15 protein-coding genes are annotated in these 16,116 nt (G+C 58.7%); 1 reads left to right on the top strand and 14 read right to left on the bottom strand.

All coding sequences use genetic code 11. From position 1 onward, the window contains the following. Positions 1–110 precede the first annotated feature (110 nt). On the bottom strand, positions 111–1,448 hold the full coding sequence (locus tag PA598K_RS01925; protein ID WP_128655224.1) for a hemolysin family protein: 1,338 nt from the start codon (positions 1,446–1,448) through the stop codon (positions 111–113). 248 nt (positions 1,449–1,696) lie between these two features. Then, a complete protein-coding gene (locus PA598K_RS01920) occupies positions 1,697–2,746 on the bottom strand; it encodes a glycosyltransferase (protein WP_185601438.1) in 1,050 nt (349 codons plus the stop codon). A 63-nt stretch (positions 2,747–2,809) separates the two neighbouring features. Here PA598K_RS01920 and PA598K_RS01915 point away from each other — a divergent pair, with 63 nt between their 5' ends. Continuing rightward, a complete protein-coding gene (locus PA598K_RS01915) occupies positions 2,810–4,072 on the top strand; it encodes a glycosyltransferase family 2 protein (RefSeq protein ID WP_185601436.1) in 1,263 nt (420 codons plus the stop codon). On the opposite strand, the gene PA598K_RS01910 is transcribed toward PA598K_RS01915, so the two are convergent. From PA598K_RS01910 to PA598K_RS01855, 12 genes are all read right to left on the bottom strand, one after another. Further along, entirely contained in the window at positions 4,031–4,234 is a 204-nt protein-coding gene (locus tag PA598K_RS01910; protein WP_128655221.1) for a hypothetical protein, read from the bottom strand. The two genes, PA598K_RS01915 and PA598K_RS01910, sit on opposite strands and share 42 nt — an antisense overlap. Then, positions 4,231–4,836: a DUF2642 domain-containing protein gene (locus tag PA598K_RS38745; protein ID WP_148091912.1), complete on the bottom strand. Its 606-nt coding sequence runs from the start codon at positions 4,834–4,836 to the stop codon at positions 4,231–4,233. Before PA598K_RS38745 ends, PA598K_RS01910 begins: the two co-directional genes overlap by 4 nt. A gap of 94 nt (positions 4,837–4,930) precedes the next feature. Then, positions 4,931–6,043, bottom strand: a complete 1,113-nt coding sequence (locus PA598K_RS01900; RefSeq protein ID WP_128655219.1) for a glycosyltransferase — start codon at positions 6,041–6,043, stop codon at positions 4,931–4,933. Then, positions 6,040–7,149 (bottom strand): glycosyltransferase family 4 protein, encoded by a 1,110-nt coding sequence (locus PA598K_RS01895; protein WP_185601434.1) that lies wholly within the window; start codon positions 7,147–7,149, stop codon positions 6,040–6,042. The genes PA598K_RS01900 and PA598K_RS01895 overlap by 4 nt, the downstream gene beginning before the upstream one ends. Before the next feature lie 16 nt (positions 7,150–7,165). After that, on the bottom strand, positions 7,166–8,104 hold the full coding sequence (locus PA598K_RS01890; RefSeq protein ID WP_128655217.1) for a CgeB family protein: 939 nt from the start codon (positions 8,102–8,104) through the stop codon (positions 7,166–7,168). A gap of 162 nt (positions 8,105–8,266) precedes the next feature. Further along, positions 8,267–9,940, bottom strand: a complete 1,674-nt coding sequence (locus tag PA598K_RS01885; protein ID WP_128655216.1) for an AarF/UbiB family protein — start codon at positions 9,938–9,940, stop codon at positions 8,267–8,269. 16 nt (positions 9,941–9,956) lie between these two features. Next, a complete protein-coding gene (locus tag PA598K_RS01880) occupies positions 9,957–10,259 on the bottom strand; it encodes a phasin family protein (RefSeq protein WP_128655215.1) in 303 nt (100 codons plus the stop codon). 241 nt (positions 10,260–10,500) lie between these two features. Next, positions 10,501–11,133 carry a nitroreductase family protein gene (locus PA598K_RS01875; protein ID WP_128655214.1) on the bottom strand — a complete coding sequence of 211 codons (633 nt, stop codon included), beginning with the start codon at positions 11,131–11,133 and terminating at the stop codon, positions 10,501–10,503. A gap of 196 nt (positions 11,134–11,329) precedes the next feature. Continuing rightward, positions 11,330–11,743 carry a VOC family protein gene (locus PA598K_RS01870; protein WP_128655213.1) on the bottom strand — a complete coding sequence of 138 codons (414 nt, stop codon included), beginning with the start codon at positions 11,741–11,743 and terminating at the stop codon, positions 11,330–11,332. A gap of 89 nt (positions 11,744–11,832) precedes the next feature. Beyond that, positions 11,833–12,594 (bottom strand): spermidine synthase, encoded by a 762-nt coding sequence (locus tag PA598K_RS01865; RefSeq protein ID WP_128655212.1) that lies wholly within the window; start codon positions 12,592–12,594, stop codon positions 11,833–11,835. Between the two features lie 13 nt (positions 12,595–12,607). Then, complete coding sequence (gene cysI / locus PA598K_RS01860; protein WP_128655211.1) at positions 12,608–14,329, bottom strand: assimilatory sulfite reductase (NADPH) hemoprotein subunit; 1,722 nt, start codon at positions 14,327–14,329, stop codon at positions 12,608–12,610. Between the two features lie 42 nt (positions 14,330–14,371). Continuing rightward, positions 14,372–16,116 (bottom strand): assimilatory sulfite reductase (NADPH) flavoprotein subunit (locus tag PA598K_RS01855; RefSeq protein ID WP_128655290.1); only part of this gene is annotated, 1,745 nt, incomplete at its 5' end.

The following is a 16,116-nucleotide window of genomic DNA, read 5'->3' as shown; positions in this document are numbered from 1 at the left end:
GCTCGTTTCCTAATAGCATGCCCGAAAAAAAAGCATTAATGAAAAGAAAGCCAGCGTTGTCCGCGCAATAGAAAAAACCGTACGGCAAGCCGTACGGCATAAAGCGACTGTTAGTTGTCTGATGCTTCCGAATCGGAAGCTTTATCCGGGTTGTTGATACCCAGCTTGAGCGTTACACTCAAGATTTGATGATTGTCAGATTCATTTATGTACCAACGATGATCTCCATGATCAACCGGCTCTGACATGCCATCGATTAAATTGGCGCGTATCTGCAGCCATCCTCCAATAGTGTCCACATTCTCGCTGTTCTCGAACGAGAGGCCGAAGCGTTCTTCCAGCACGCTGAGCAAAACGCGGCCATTAATGAGGTATTCGTCAGGCGCTTGTTCGGCGATATCCTCGACTTCATCCTCGTCGAACTCATCCCGGATCTCCCCGACGATCTCCTCCAGAATGTCCTCCATCGTAATAATGCCTGCCGTGCCGCCGTATTCATCGATAACCAAAGCCATATGAACCCCGTTTTTTTGCATCTTCACGAGGGCGTCGTGCAACGGCGTTGTTTCATGGATGACGTAAATGTCATGAATATGTTCCTTCAGGCTTTGCAATCGGTTCATGGCGATATGCGTCACCAGCTCCTTGGCATTCAGGAAGCCGATGATATTGTCTTTATCCAGGTCTTCAGTAACCGGATAGCGCGTATACCGGTGTTCGTCCGTCAGCTGCAAAAACTGCTCCGGAGACATCTCGGCATCGACGACGATAATTTGCGTCCGCGGCACCATAACATCTTTAGCTACCCGCTCGTCAAATGCAAAAATATTTTGCATATAGGCAAGCTCGGTCTGATTGATCTCTCCGCTCTGATAGCTTTGCGTCATAATGATCTTCAGTTCCTCTTCCGAATGGGCTTGCTCATGTCCGGCCGGCTTCACGCCAACCATCCGCAGCAGCACCTGCGCCGAGCCGTTAAGCAGCCAGATCAGCGGGAACAGGACCCTGCCGAAGGCGACTAGTGGGCGCGACATCATCAGCGTCATCCGTTCGGCGAACTGGATCGCCAGCGTCTTGGGCGCGAGCTCCCCGATCACCACATGCAGGAAGGTCATGATCGACAATGCTAGGGCGTAAGAGATAAATGTGCTTACCGCGTCCGGAACGCCCCATTCGTCGAACAGCGGGTGGAGCATGCGCTCTACCGTCGGTTCACCGAGCAGACCCAATCCCAGAGCGGTAACCGTAATCCCGAGCTGACAGGCAGATAGATAGTAGTCCAGATTAGTGACAATCCGTTTGGCAGCGATGGCCTTTTTGTTTCCTTCCGCTACAAGTTGATCGATGCGACTCATTCTCACTTTGACAACTGCAAATTCGGAGCCGACAAAAAAAGCGGTCAAGCCAATCAAGATTGCTACTAAAACCAGATTAATGTATATGTCCAATTAGTTCCCTCAACGCGAGGGTTTCACCTCCGCAAATTTTAAAATGTCTGCGCTTAAGTTGGATTCCATCTCATCCGATGCGACGTCGATGCTAAAGCTAACCTCCGGTGCAACTTCCCAATGGGCACACCTCCGATTTCTGATCAGGATGAGTACATTATATATGCTTTTGGTCTATAGTGACAACTTTTCGCATATTGGGCAATATCTATACGTGTCAAATGTATGCAAGGTCCTCAGTTAGTTAGTTAGACTGTCCGCTCGCCGCTCCCTAGCTGCTCTAGCCATTGCAGACATGCGCGAGCCCGCAGCCGCCAGCTGTTGCCCAGCGCATAACGCCGTCTCGCGGACGCATCGCCTGGCGCTTCCAGCCGATACCGGATCTGCGCGAGCACTGCGCTGCGATCGGCACCGATCTCGACCATCTCCCCCATCTCCCGGCACTCGGGAAGATCGGTAGAGACGACTGGTTTCCCGGCAGCCAGATATTCATACACCTTGACCGGATTGGCCGCGAGCGTCGCCGGCTGTGGCAGGAAGGGCACCAGACAGACGTCGAGATGCGCCAGATACGCTGACAACTGCCCGTGCTGGCGCAGGCCGAGATAATGGACCCCCGCCATGCCTGACAGCTCGCAGCGGCGGCCCAGCGTCGCGCCGATGATGACGAGCTCTGCACCGACGCCTCGTCTGCCCGCGATGCTCGCCAGCAGACCCGCATCGACCCAAGGCGCCCACGCTCCGATATACCCGACGAGCGGCCGTCCTGCCCGCGGCAAGTCCCTCGGTCTAGCCGGAGGATGTGCCCGGCCAGCGGACAGATGGAGTCCCATATCCTCGTCATAGCCGTTGCGCAGCAGCAGCCGGGGCTTGCCGGGGTAGCGGGACCCCAGGCGGCGATCTAGTCTTGCCGAGGAACACACGATGCCGTCTGCCGCGTTCGCCATGGCCTCCTCCTGCGGATACCACTGCGGGAAGTCATCGGCGCAATCGTAGACGATTCGGTCCGCCTCATAACGATGCAGTTGAGAGACCATCCCCGGCCAGCCGCACCAAAGGATCAACTCGTCAGCCTCGGTGCGCACTCGAGCGTAGTCCTGGCGCAGCCACCGCTCGTGGTCCTTGACGATGTACAAGTCCGGCTCCCCGGGCCATGCCATGACCTTTGCCCCCTTCTGCACCGTGCGATTGCAATAGTAGACGCGGCAGCCGTGACGGGCGAACTGCTTCATCAGCTGCTGCGGACGCTGGGTCATCCAGTCCCAATCGAGCAACGGCGGAAAAATAATCGTTCGCATACACGGATTCCTCCCTTTCCACATATACCTATAACAACTACTCAAAGAGCAGGAGAGCTGACTATGCGGGTATTGCTGCTGGATGCGCAGCGGCTGGCGTCTCGACAGGCCATCGAGCAACGGCTGAGCAACGCAAAAGGCTGGATGGTCCTCGCGGCCGATGACGAGCCGGGCGGCTTCCTCGCATCGCAACTCGCAGAGCTGCAGGATCCCTTTTGTGTCATCTTACGCGGGACAGACCGGATTGGCGAGGGCTTTGCGGCATTCATCGAGGCCTGGCTATCGCACACCTCCCCTGTCTCGCCCGGACTAGCGCTGCGGACCGCCGCCGACAGCGAGCCAATCCCGGTCGTCTGGCGGGTGAGCGCCATCCGCCAAGCCGGATTGACCCCCCCGTCAGCTCTACCCTGGCGTTCACTCATCTTGACGGAGCTCTATGGCAGATTGGGCGGCAAGCTGACCTGGGACATCCGCAGCGCCGGACAGCTGTTCAGTATCGGCAGACCGGCAGGCGGCTCCGAATCGCGAGCATTGGCCCGGATCGGCGCCATGCTGTCAGCCGCGCCGCTGCCAGCCCGATCATCGGCCCCGCCTCGCATCAGCATTGTCCTCTGCGCCTACAACGACGCCCCTTATCTGCCGTTGGCGCTCCGCAGCGTAGTCGTCCAAGACGTCACAGACTGGCAGCTCATCCTCGTCGATGACGGCTCCGAGGATGAGACGACCCGCCTGCTCGAGGGCTACCGGGATGACCCGCGCATCCAGATCATCCGACATGAGTCCAACCGTGGCAAGAGTGCCGCTCTCAACACTGCGCTCTCTGTCGTCGCAGCGCCGTGGGTGCTCGAACTCGATGCTGACGATTGGCTCGACCCAGGGGCGTTGACGAGCTTGCTCCGACATGCCAAAGCCGCCTCCGAAGAGACGGCCCTGATCTATGGCGCATATGAGGAATGGCGCGAGACGCGGAGCGGCGGGCTGCGCTACGCCGGCAGACGGTCGCACGCTCCGCATCGTCGCCAACTTCTCGGGACCGGCTACCCGGTTGCGCCTCGACTGTACCGTACCGCATTGGTGCGGGAGGTTGGCGGCTGGCCTGTCGACGATCCGCATGGCGGCCGGCTCTACGAGGACTTCCGGATGCTGCTCTTGCTCGGTCGTCGCTATCGTCTGCTCGATTGCGGCGAATGCTGTTACCATCGGCGCTGGCGACGCACCGGCATCAGCGCTCGCCATCGGGAGCAGTTCGTCGCTTGGGCAGACTGGCTGGCTGAGCGAGAGAGGCTAGGCTGCAGGCAAGCGGAAGTACGTGGCGTTATCGAGTAGGAGCGTCAAGCGCTCTATCGGCTCGATGTAGGAAGGGTTCTCCGCATCAATCGTGCAGAAGCCCGGACCCGCAGCGACGAGGATACCTTCGACGAATTGATTGGGCAGGAAAGCCTCTATTTGGCTGCCGATGCGCGACTCCAAAAATTCATAAAGATTCATACGATACCAGCCTCCTGTTGCACTGGGGATATGGTGAGAATCGAGCGAATCGGAACAAGCACTTCATCTCCGGATGCTTCGACGATCAGGACGAAATCAGTGCCCACCAGTGTCAGGACACCAGTAATAGCGCCTGCCTCGACCGAAATGTTGACCTCTTGACCAACCAGCGACTCCAGAAATGCGATGACCTGGGGATCAGTTGCGTCGCCAGGCAAGCCTTGTGGACCTTGAAGACCTTGCGGACCTTGCAGTCCTTGCAAGCCCTGGATGCCTTGCGGACCGGCTGGACCGGGCAATCCCTGGATGCCCTGTGGCCCGATAGGACCTTGGGGTCCGACTGGCCCTTGAGGACCGACCGGACCTCGGTGACCTATGTGTCCGCGGACGCCTTTGCACGGTTTATGAAGATGATGTTTTTTCTTTTTGCACACAACCGACGTTTTATGTTTCAGTCCATGGCCATGACTCTTCCGTTTCGGCTTGCTGTGAGAGGAACAGCCCTTTTTGACGATTTTGACGACAACCTTCTTTTTGCGTGTACAGGTTTTCTTGGCCGGCTTGCAGAGTAATGTTCTCGCATATGCCATAAGATTATACACACCTCTTCCCTTCTAGTGATAGTCATATTGTATGTCTACGCTGCCTTGCGGCAACGGGGACAAACGCTCAAATATCTCGCTAGTTACAGCATCGTTATACTGGGACATGCAATCGCGATCGTAACGCTTCGATAATAAGACGATATCGCATCGCCCAGCTCTGCTGCCGAAGCCAGCGATCATTGGCTTCAACGTCAAACTTTGTCGCGTCCGAGAGTACCTGCGGCAGCAGTCGTTTCCAATCCTGCAGTCCTCTGCCGATCCAGACATGGGGCACTTGACGCACCTCAGGCAGATCGGTCGAGAGCACCTTTTTGCCGCTCGCCAAATATTCGTACATCTTGACCGGGTTGGCAGCGATCGTAATCTCGTTGATCTTGAAAGGGATCAGACAAGCATCAAAGAAATACAAATAGTCCGGCAGCTCTTCATAGGTTCGGTAGCCGACATAGTGAAGATTGCCAATCGACCGATCCACCTGGGCCGCATATTCGACGCCCACGATAACAAAATTGATGGCAGGATAGTGGCGCGCCAACTGGTGGATGAGCGACTGGTCCACCCAATGGGCCCAGGCGCCGACAAAACCGGCGATCGGTCCACGCAAGCCTTGCAGCTCCGCAGGCTTGGGCGGCGCAGCACGACGATGCCGCCGGAAATGGTCGAGATCGCAGCCATTGGGGACAAGCAACGACGGCGTATCCGGATAGCTGCGCGCGATCTGACGCTGTAACGCTCTGGCGCTTGTCACCACCATGTCCGCACGCTTGACCATCAAATCCAGATAAGGCGCCCATTCCGGAATATCATCCACATAATCATAAACGACCAGGTCGGGCTGGTATTGATCGACATAGGCGTACAGTTTGGACCAAGATACCCAGATCATGATTCGTCTACCCTGCTGTTTGAGCTCGGGAATCTTGGTGCGGATAAAAGCGATGTTGTCCTGAACCAGATTGAGATTATCCTGCAAGGCCACAATTTCGCTACCGGGCAGCTGCGTCTTGTTGCAATAATAGACCTCGTGCCCGTGGCGAGCGAATTGCTCCATCAACTGCTGCGGACGCTGCTTCATCCAGTTCCAGTCAATCGTCGGCGGATAGATGATGACCGGCGGTCCCTCCCCAGGCACCGATGGCAGCGCTGGCTGCAATGGCAGGAACATCGGCTGGATATCCTTAAATTCCAGATTGACAGAGCTCATGGATTCCCTCCTCCACTATATTGTCGATAGATGCGCTCCAGTTGGTCCGTACACGTCCTCAGATCATAGGCCCTGGCGATAATCTGAGGCCCTGCAGCCGCCAAGACATCCCGAGCGGCCGTATCACGTGCGAGCTGCTCCAACTGGTCGATCAGCGCTTCGTCCTGGAGCTGAGCGAACCCGCTTACTGCCCCGAGGATCAAGTCATGTGTCTGCTCCGAGATCGGACCGGCAAAGCCGTCGCGCATCCCGTAGACCGCGGTGCCGCAAGCCATCGCCTCCATCGCCGCGCGTCCGCAAGCCATCACCAGATCGGCTCCATTCATATAGCTGGACACATCCTGACGATGACCAGCGATCAGGATCCGCAGACCGTCGTTCAGATGGACTCGCATCGCCTCGTTCACCTGCTCCTCCACTTCATCCGCATGATCGCCCGAGCCGACGATGATCAGGTTCAACCCGCCCAGGCGCTGCGCGAGGCGTCCGGCACATCGAATCACCTGCACGACAGCTTGCTGCTTGCCATCCGCCAACCGACACACTGTGGCGAGCGTGAAGGTATATGGCGCCAAACTGTGACGAAGCCGCCAGGCTCGGTTCTTCTCCGCAGATGCTGAGGCAAAGGCAGCCATATCGATGCCATTGGGGATGACGATAACTTTCTCGGGATGCGCCGCCGATCGCAGCAATTGTTTGCTTACCCGCTCATCGACGGCGATGATCCTACGAACCTGCTCGCTCGTGGTATAACCGGTGGGCGAGCGATCGAGGCCAAAGTCATAAGCACCGTGTACAGTGACGATGTAGGGCTTCGGAATGCGGCTGACAAGCTCTGCGCCCTTGATGATCGCCGCAAACGGATGGGCATGGATCATATCCGGGTCGAAGGCACGCACCACCGCGTCAAGATCAAGCTTCTCGTCCCATAGGTCAAAATGGAAACTTCCCTGCGTCGCACGGATCTGTGCCCGCAGCTCGGGCGTTATGGAAGCAGCCGCCAGCCGGATCTCGTAGCCGCGTCGGAGCAGCTCATTGATCTGCGTAATGATATGCGTCTCTAGTCCGCCAGCGATGAGGTTATCGGCGAGCAGTAGTATCTTCAAGCGTCGATCCCCCCGGTTATGGCAGCGCCTGGAGGATCTCCGCCACACGCCGCTCATACGTATGATATTTGTGGACATGCTTCATGCCTTGCTCGGCGATGCGGGCCCGCGCCTCGTCGCGGGGCAAATAATACTTCATAAGCTCCACCGTCTCTCTGTAGCTCGACGAGGCGACCAGATGCTTGTGATCCTCAAACATTGAGCTGATTGCCTTCGTTCGCTGGGTGAGTAGGAAGCCGCCGCAGCCCAGCACCTCAAAGGTGCGCATCGACTGCATCGTCGCCGAGTCGACGATCGAATGCAAGCCCAGGACGATCTTGGCCGAGCTGTACAGAGGACCTGTGCATTCGTGGGCTAGATATCCTTTGTTGACCCTGTCGGGTAACGTGTAAGCGTGCGAGGGATTGCGCCAGTCCATCCCGTACACGGCAAGGTTGGCGCTGCGGTCGATGAAGGGCTGGATGATATAGCGATATGCAGCGACACGCTCAGGGAAAACATTGTAATTGTTGCCGATATGAACGGCATCGAGCATCGCCAGCTCTGGCTCTACGGGATAACGGTAGTAGTAATCAGGATCGATCGCGAAGGGGATGCAAATCGCCCGATGTCCGTTTCGCTTGTAGTTGTCCAGCATCTCCACGCATGGCGTCAGGCTTAGCACCGATCGAGCCGCCCATGTCATCGCCATGACTGCGTTGGCGACAGGGTCCTCGATCGCCCAGTAGATATGGGGGATCGCGGTCTGCTCGAGGATCGGGAAAATGATGTCTTGGTGCGCAACACCCGAGTCGGTGAATAGATAGTCCGGCTTGAAGGCGTCGATCTTCCGGCGCAGACCGTCCGCCGTCTGCTCGGGTACCTCCAGTCGGTCTGTTTGCCAGCCGTGCTTCTCAAAACCCGGCTGCATCCCATACTTGATGATGGGCGCCGGGTTCGTGAACAAAATCTTCACATCGAAGCCTCCTTTGGGATCGGGACCCTCTACGAAGAGGGATAAGTGCTATATCCTATTCCGGCCGCCGCTGACGGCAACGGCAGACGCCTGACCACACCAAAAACACGGTGGCGCAACCGTATGGTTGCGCCGCCGTGTCATGGATCAATGCTATAAACGCTAAAAACGTCCCGAGCGGAAAATCGCGAAAATAAGCCACATAAACAGAAGCAATGCGATGATGGCGCCGATCTCGATCACCGGGATGCGCCACAGCATCGTGTCGGAATTGCTAAGCGCCGAGCCGATGATGAGGCCGACCATAACAATGCTCAACGAGAGCAGGACGATGCTAAAGGATAGGCGGTTGCTGATCCGGTCCATCTTTTTCATCAGATCCTCGACCTGCGGGGATGCGACCTCGATGCGCAGCTTGCCGCGACGCAGTAAAGCCGACACCTGCTTCAAACTGAGCGGAACCTCGCTCAGCATATCCAGATAATCGGGCAGATCCTCCGCCCAGTTTTTCAGCATCTGACGTGGACTAAGCCGCTCAAGCAGCAGTTTTTTGCCGAAGGGCTCGGCCACGTCGAACACGCTGAAGCCAGGATGCAGCGCAGACACGACGCCTTCCATCGTCAGCAGGCTCTTGCCTAGCAGCGTCATCTCGGCCGGCAGCCGGATCCGATGCTGGAAGGCGACGGCGAACAGATCGTTGACAGCCTCGCCCAGACTGACCTGATTGAGCGGCACTTTGTAATATTTATCCCGCAGCAGATCGACATCGGCATAGAGCTGCTCCTGGTCTGCCTCCTCAGGAATGACGCCCATATGCGAGATCGCCCGGATGAGACCTTTGGTGCTCTGATTGCGCAGCGCGATGACGAGCGATGCGAAATTTTTCTTCATCGCTGGCGAGAGGCGCCCCACCATGCCGAAGTCGAGCAACGCCAGATCGCCATTGGGCAGCGCCAATACGTTGCCGGGATGCGGGTCACCGTGGAAGAGACCTTCCATGAGCACTTGATGAAGGATGACGGTCGCGAACCTTTCGGCCAGCTTGGCCCGGTCAAGCCCGGCCTCGTCCAGCAATTGATGCTGGCTTAGCTTGATCCCTTCGATGTAGGCCATCGTCAGCACGCGCTTGGTCGAATAGTCCCAATGCACCTCCGGCACGCGAATATGCTTCAGACTCTTGGCCTGCTCGACGAAACGCTCGGTGTTGCGCGCCTCCGTCGTATAGTCCATCTCGCCGCGCAGCGCCTTGGCCAGCTCGTCGATAATATCGCGCACCCGATAATTGCGCGCCCACTCCAGTCTGTGCTCGGCCATCCGCGCCAGATCGGCGAGGATCTCCAGATCCGTCTCAACGGAGCTATGTATATTGGGCCGCTGCACCTTCACGGCTACCTGCGTGCCATCCTTCAGCTCGGCATGGTATACCTGTCCGATCGAGGCCGAGGCGATGGGCAGCTCGGGGAAGGAGCGGAAGAGCTGATCGATCGGCGCGCCCAGCTCCTCCGCGAGGATCGCCGCTGCCTCGGCATATCCAAACGGCGGCACATGATCCTGCAGATGCTCCAGCTCCGCCAGGATGTCCGCTGGCAGCAAGTCAGGCCGCGTACTGGCGATCTGCCCCAGCTTGACGAAGGTCGGACCCAGCTCCTCAAGCAACAGCCTGATCCGCTCGCCGATGCTCTTGCTATGGAGCTCCCTGCCCTCCTCTCGCTTTCGGAACGTCAGCTTGTCGCTGATCCCCATCTCCTGGGAGACATATCCCAGGCCGTTGCGCGCAAAGGCCGCGGCAATCGTTCGGTAGCGCTGCAAATGACGTATCCGCTTGCCTGCACTCATCGCCAGACCTCCTCTGTCAATGCTCGGTGTTCAGCTTGATCTCCAGCGCTTCGATACGCTGCTCCAGACGTTCGACTTCCTCCCGGGTAGCCAGTCCGCCCTCTTTGAGCAGAGCCTGCACTCGCTCGCGGGCAGCGGCTTCGATGCGATCGCGCACTTCGTCGCCGCGCTTCACCAGATCGTCGACCAGATCCTTGGACTCCGCCCGACTCACCTCGCCCTTGCGGACCAGCTCCTCGACCGTCTTTTCCACCTGCTCCTTGCCTGTCAGCACCAGACCCAATCCTAGCGATAACGCTTTGCCCAATGTGTCTCTCATGACTTCCAGCTCCTTCTCCATATCAGATGGGATGCAACTCTTCTCATCATGCGGCAATAAACGACCTTTCATTCCTAAATCGTAGCACCGGCCCAGGGACCCGTCAAGCAACAGCGCTATGACGATGCGGGCGACAGCCGCTCTCGCTAAGCCCTCAACAAAAAAACTCCCGCCCACTAAGGGCCGGAGGTCTGGAGTCCGGTGGCTTGACGGGGGCCGGACAACCACAGGCTGCGAACAATCAGAAGCTGTTCCAGACGATCGCCTCTTCGAGCGGCAGACGGCCGGAAGGACGAGCTGGCGTGAGCGCCTTGCCAACCGTGATCAGCATAATCGGCACATAGCGAGCCGGCACCTGGAATGCCTCGACGAACTTGGCCGCGTCGTATCCGCCGATCGGGCAAGAGTCAAGACCGCTGGCTCTGGCGGCGAGCATCAGCTGCATCGCAGCCAGCGACGCGTTGCGGATCGCTTCGTCGCGCGCCAGCGTCGGCACGTGGGCATACGCCCCTTCGATCTGGCCGATCAGCGTCTGCTTAATCTCCTCAGACATCGCGCCGGCAGCAACCGCTGCGCTATAGACCGGGTCGGCGTTGCGGTTAGCCTCGAGATCGCCGAGCACGGCGAAGACAACCGACGATTCGACGATCTGCTTTTGACCGTATGCGATCGGCAGCAGCTTCTCCTTGGCAGCCTGATCGACGATCGCGACGAATTTCCAATGCTGCAGATTCCAAGCCGACGGCGCTTGCTGGGCGACGGCGAGGAGATCCTTGATCTCTTGCTCGCTCAGCTTGTAGGAAGGATCATAGGTCTTGACCGAGTGGCGCTCGCGGGCCACGGTGAAGAAATCAGTTTGAGTTGAAATAGTCATAAGGATCAGCTCCTGTATAATGAATGGATTGGGTGTAACAACAGCTCCAGATTGCGCATTCAGGCGCTTCTATGGATGTGAGTATATAACATTTTTTAAGTAACTTCAACTGTAATTTTTCGCTGCCTGACCAAGTAAAAGCAAAAAAACCAGCCTGCATGGTGCAGAGCTGGTTTTTTCGAGGCCAATGGTCATGCTACTGTTGCAACGCACTTTCGTCCATGTAGAAAATCTCCCACAGATGGCCGTCCGGGTCCTGGAAGCTGCGCGTATACATGAAGCCGTGGTCGATCGGCGCCTTCGGCTCCGTCCCTCCGGCAGCCAACGCCTTGTCGGCGAGCTCATCCACATGCGCGCGGCTATCCGTCTCAAGCGCGAGGATCACCTCTGCTGTAGTCTGTGTATCGGCAATCTCCTTGCTGATAAAGGTCCGGAAAAATTCCTCCGTCAGCAGCATCGCATAGATACTGTCGCTGATGACCAGACAGGCTGCTTTCTCGTCCGTAAACTGCGCATTAAACGAATAGCCAAGCGAATCGAAAAAAGCGATCGAGCGGTTCAGGTCTTTCACAGGCAGGTTGACACAAATCTGTCGCGTCGGAATGGACAAGCGGCTTCACCTCTTCTTCGGTATATAGACGAGCTAGCGCTCATGAATTCAGTATACCAGAAGGGACCTGCTGCGATTCTCTTCGATTGCTATCTATCGTCCTGGACATCGTAGATCAGGTGACCAGGCGGCAGCTCGACAGGTCGGAAGCCGGTCATTTGCGACGGTCGATACGCGATCGCGTCGTCGCTGGCTGCCAACACGAGGTTGGTCACCTCGTCGGCTGCCGCATGCTCCGGAGCCAGCACCAACGTCTGGTCAAAGCAGGTCGCCGCCGTCGTATGGATTGCCTGTACTCGCCGATCGCCGCGCTTGCGGCCTGCCAGATTCATCAGCAGCAGGCCGCCACCACGCATCTGCCTGCGCGCCAGCTCAAAAAACGACAGCGAGGTTAAGCTGCGCGGCGTCCCCCGCGCCGAGAAGGCATCGACGATCACCGCATCCAGGCTGGCGGGCTCAAGCCGACCAAGCAGCTCCCTGCCGTCGCCAATCTCAGGCTCGGGTCCGTCATAACCGAACATCTCCCGACTGAGCGCTGCGAGACGGGCGTCCAGCTCGGCGGTCCGTAACCGCACCTCGGGCTGCCGAGCGTAATAGCCTGCGATCGTGCCGATGCCATGCCCGATCATGTAGAGGTCGCGCAGCCGCTCCTCCCGTCCGCCCAGTAGCTCGATCAGGACGCGCGGATAAGCCAGGACGACCCGCTCGGGATCGTCCAGATCGAGTACGCCCTGCTCCGCCTCGTCTGCGAACTGAAGCACCCGGTATCGCCCCTGACGCCCCTCCGCATAGCCTCTCTCCAACACGCGCAGCTCGTGATGCGCCGTCCGCTCTCGCCAGATCTCTTGCATCGTCAGTCCACGATCAGGCGTGGAAGTCGGTGCCCGATACGACAGCCTGCACATAGCCGGCACGGACGGCAAAGTCTCCGAAATGCTCGCCCTCCTGCCGCTCACGGGCATAACGCGCGATGATCGGCTTGAGCTCGGCCAGAATCTCTTCCTCGTTAATATTCTCGCGATACATCTTGTTGAGCCGATCGCCGTTGAAGCTGGCGCCCAGGTACAGGTTGTACCGGCCCGGCGCCTTGCCGATGAAGCCGATCTCGCCGAGGCTGGCGCGGGCGCAACCATTCGGACAGCCAGTCATGCGGATGACGATCTCTTGCTCCTGCAGTCCCTCGTCCGCCAGGATCGTCTCCAGCTTGCCCAGCAGCGTCGGCAGGTAACGCTCGGACTCTGCCATCGCCAGTCCGCAGGTCGGCAGGGCGACGCAGGCCATCGAGTTGCGACGCAGCGCCGAGCTCGCCAGCCCGCTCGTCAGCCCGTATTGCTCGGCAAGCTGATCGATCTTGCGCTTGCTCTGCCCGCTCACATTGCCGATGATGATATTCTGATTGCCTGTGATCCGGTAGTCGCCCTTATGAACCTTGGCGATCTCGCGCAGCCCCGTCATAAGCAAGTGGCCTTGCTCGTCGTCGGCGATCCGTCCGTTCTGGATAAACAGCGTCAGATGCCACTTGCCGTTGCTGCCCTTCACCCAACCGTAGCGATCGCCGTTATGGTCGAACCGATAATCCCGAGCCGGCTCGAGCGACCAGCCGAGACGACGATGCAGCTCGTCCTTGAACCATTCGATGCCGCGGTCGTCGATCGTATACTTGAAGCGCGCATGCTTGCGGACGGAGCGATCGCCATAGTCCCGCTGGATCGTCACCGTCTTCTCGGCGACGTCGATCGCTTGCTCCGGCGTGCAGAAGCCGATGACCCGACCGAGCTGCGGATAAGTAGCGGTATCGCCATGCGTCATCCCCATGCCGCCGCCGGCCGTCACGTTAAAGCCCAGCAGCTTGCCGTTATCGACGATCGCGATGAAGCCAAGATCCTGGGAGTAAACGTCAACGTCATTAGCTGGCGGTACGGCGATGCCGATCTTGAACTTGCGGGGCAGATAGACGTTTTTGTAGATCGGCTCCTGCTCTACGCTCTCCTGGCTGTCGATAATCTTCTCGCCGTCGAGCCACAGCTCGTGGTAGGCGCGGGATTGCGGCAGCAGATGCTCGCTGATCCGGTCAGCCCACTTGTATACCTCGCCGTGCACCTCCGACTGGTACGGATTCGGGTTGCACATGACGTTGCGGTTTACGTCGCCGCAGGCAGCATAGGTGGTGAGCAGTGTCTCATTGATCGTCTTGACGGTCGCCTTCATGTTCCACTTAATGATGCCGTGCAGTTGGATCGATTGGCGTGTCGTCAGGCGGATCGTGCCGTTCGCATACGTTTGCGCGAGCTCGTCGAGCACGAGCCATTGCTGCGGCGTGACGACGCCGCCCGCGGCGCGGATGCGCAGCATGAACTGGTAGGCTGGCTCAAGCTTTTGCTTGGCGCGCTCATTGCGCAGATCGCGGTCGTCCTGCATATAGCTGCCGTGATGCTTCATGAGGCGGTTGTCATCCTCGGGAATCGAGGCAGTGACGCGGTCCTCGAGCGTGGCGTTAAGCGAGCCGCGCAGGTAGTTGCTGTTTATTTTAATATGCTCCACGTCGCTTGGCGGCGCGTCTTTTGGAGCGTAAGGGTCCTTGGACATAGCTGGCAAACCTCGCTTTCCTGTGTATCAATAAGTGTAGGATTAATAAATGTCCCGTTGGTAACGGCGCTGCTGCACCAGATCGGTCAGATAAGCAGACGCCTCTTCAGAGGACATGCCGCCCTCCTGCTCGATAATCTCGGTCAACGTCAGATGGACGTCATGCGCCATCCGCTTCTCGTCGCCGCAGACGTAGACGTAAGCGCCGTTCTTCAGCCATTGCCACAGCTCGGCCGCTTGCTCCTTCATCCGATGCTGGACGTAGATCTTCTCCTCCTGATCGCGGGAGAATGCCACATCGAGTCGGGTCAACGTGCCGTTCTTCAGCCATTGCTGCCACTCAACCTGGTACAGGAAGTCCGTATGGAAATGCTGATCGCCGAAGAATAGCCACGATTGGCCTGCGTCTCCGTTCTCCTCGCGCTCCTGCAGGAAGGCGCGGAACGGTGCGACGCCAGTGCCTGGTCCGATCAGGATGATCGGCGTGTCGCCGTCTTGCGGCAGCTTGAAGTTCGGATTCTGATGGATATAGACAGGCAGACTGTCGCCAGCCGCCGCCCGTTCAGCGCATTGCACCGAGCAGACGCCGTAGCGGCTGCGGCCATGGGCATCGTAACGCACCGTCCGGATTGTCAGATGCACCTCATCCGGATTAGCCTTGCAGGAGCTCGAGATCGAGTACAGCCGCGGCGGCATCTTGCGCAGCACGCCAGCGAACTGACGGGCCGGCAGCCCGAGCGGACCAAAGTCCTGCGTCACATCGAGCAGATCGCGACCAGAGAGATACGCCTTCAGCTCCTCCTCGCTCGCTACAAGTCTGCGCAGCGATTCGCTCGTCGACAGCTCGGCCAGCTTAGTCAGCAGCGGCTTGGTCAGGACGGTAATCTCGTAATGCCGGGTCAGCGCCTCATGCAGCGTGCGTTCGTCGCCATCCTTGTTGATCGCCACCAGCTCGTCGGCTTGCCAGCCGTTCTCGCGGATGAGCAGCTCGACCAGCTCGGGATGGTTTTCCGGATAGATGCCGAGCGCGTCGCCCGGCTCGTAGGTCAGGTTGGATCCTTCGAGCGACAGCTCGATATGGCGCGTCTCCTGATTAGATCCGCGGCCGTTCAGATTGAGATTCTCGAGGATCTCGGCTGCGAACGGGTGCGTCCGCGAGTACCCCGGCGCATCGGCGACAGCCGTCGCTGCGGCCGCCTCCTGGGCAGCCGGACTGTCTGCGCCCGCCTGCGCTCCTCCCTTGAGCGACTCTGACACCTCCCGGAACCAGGCTGCTGCCGTATCGTCATAGTCGACATCGCAGTCGGCGCGCGACGCCAGACGCTCGCCGCCCAGCTCCTCCAGCCGCTTGTCGAAGTCCTTGCCGGTCTGGCAGAACAGCTCGTAGGACGTGTCGCCCAGTCCGAGTACAGCGAATTTCAGCTGCTCAAGCTTCGGTGCGCGCTTGCTGTGCAAGAATTCGTAGAATGGCAGCGCCGCATCCGGCGGGTCGCCCTCGCCGTGCGTGCTGACCAGAATCAACAGATGAGTCAGCTTCTTCAGCGCATTGGGCTTAAAGTCGCGCATCGAGGTCAGCGTCACGACCTGACCTTGCTCCTCGAGCGTACGCGCCAGGTTCTGCGCCAGACGCTGGGCATTGCCCGTCTGCGAGCCGTACAGTACGGTGACTTCCTTGGGCGCTGGGGGCGCCGCCGGGACGACAGCTGCCTGCGGCGCTACCGCCAATGCGGCTGCCGGGGCGGCGCTTGGCGCTGCCGGCGCTTCTGCCAGCGGCGAGGCTGCCAGAT

The organism is Paenibacillus sp. 598K (assembly GCF_003851045.1).
In the GTDB taxonomy this organism is placed as follows: Bacteria; Bacillota; Bacilli; order Paenibacillales; family Paenibacillaceae; genus Paenibacillus_D.
The sequence above is the reverse complement of the archived record's forward strand: the minus strand, read 5'-3'. Positions and strand labels throughout refer to the sequence as shown.

What these genes read in the sequence shown, in the direction of transcription:
- PA598K_RS01920 (WP_185601438.1), bottom strand. Translation starts at nt 2,746, where the DNA reads ATGCGAACGATTATTTTTCCGCCGTTGCTCGATTGGGACTGGATGACC.
- PA598K_RS01885 (WP_128655216.1), bottom strand. Translation starts at nt 9,940, where the DNA reads ATGAGTGCAGGCAAGCGGATACGTCATTTGCAGCGCTACCGAACGATT.
- PA598K_RS01875 (WP_128655214.1), bottom strand. Translation starts at nt 11,133, where the DNA reads ATGACTATTTCAACTCAAACTGATTTCTTCACCGTGGCCCGCGAGCGC.
- PA598K_RS01880 (WP_128655215.1), bottom strand. Translation starts at nt 10,259, where the DNA reads ATGAGAGACACATTGGGCAAAGCGTTATCGCTAGGATTGGGTCTGGTG.
- PA598K_RS01900 (WP_128655219.1), bottom strand. Translation starts at nt 6,043, where the DNA reads ATGAGCTCTGTCAATCTGGAATTTAAGGATATCCAGCCGATGTTCCTG.
- PA598K_RS01910 (WP_128655221.1), bottom strand. Translation starts at nt 4,234, where the DNA reads ATGAATCTTTATGAATTTTTGGAGTCGCGCATCGGCAGCCAAATAGAG.
- PA598K_RS01915 (WP_185601436.1), top strand. Translation starts at nt 2,810, where the DNA reads ATGCGGGTATTGCTGCTGGATGCGCAGCGGCTGGCGTCTCGACAGGCC.
- PA598K_RS01865 (WP_128655212.1), bottom strand. Translation starts at nt 12,594, where the DNA reads ATGCAAGAGATCTGGCGAGAGCGGACGGCGCATCACGAGCTGCGCGTG.
- cysI (WP_128655211.1), bottom strand. Translation starts at nt 14,329, where the DNA reads ATGTCCAAGGACCCTTACGCTCCAAAAGACGCGCCGCCAAGCGACGTG.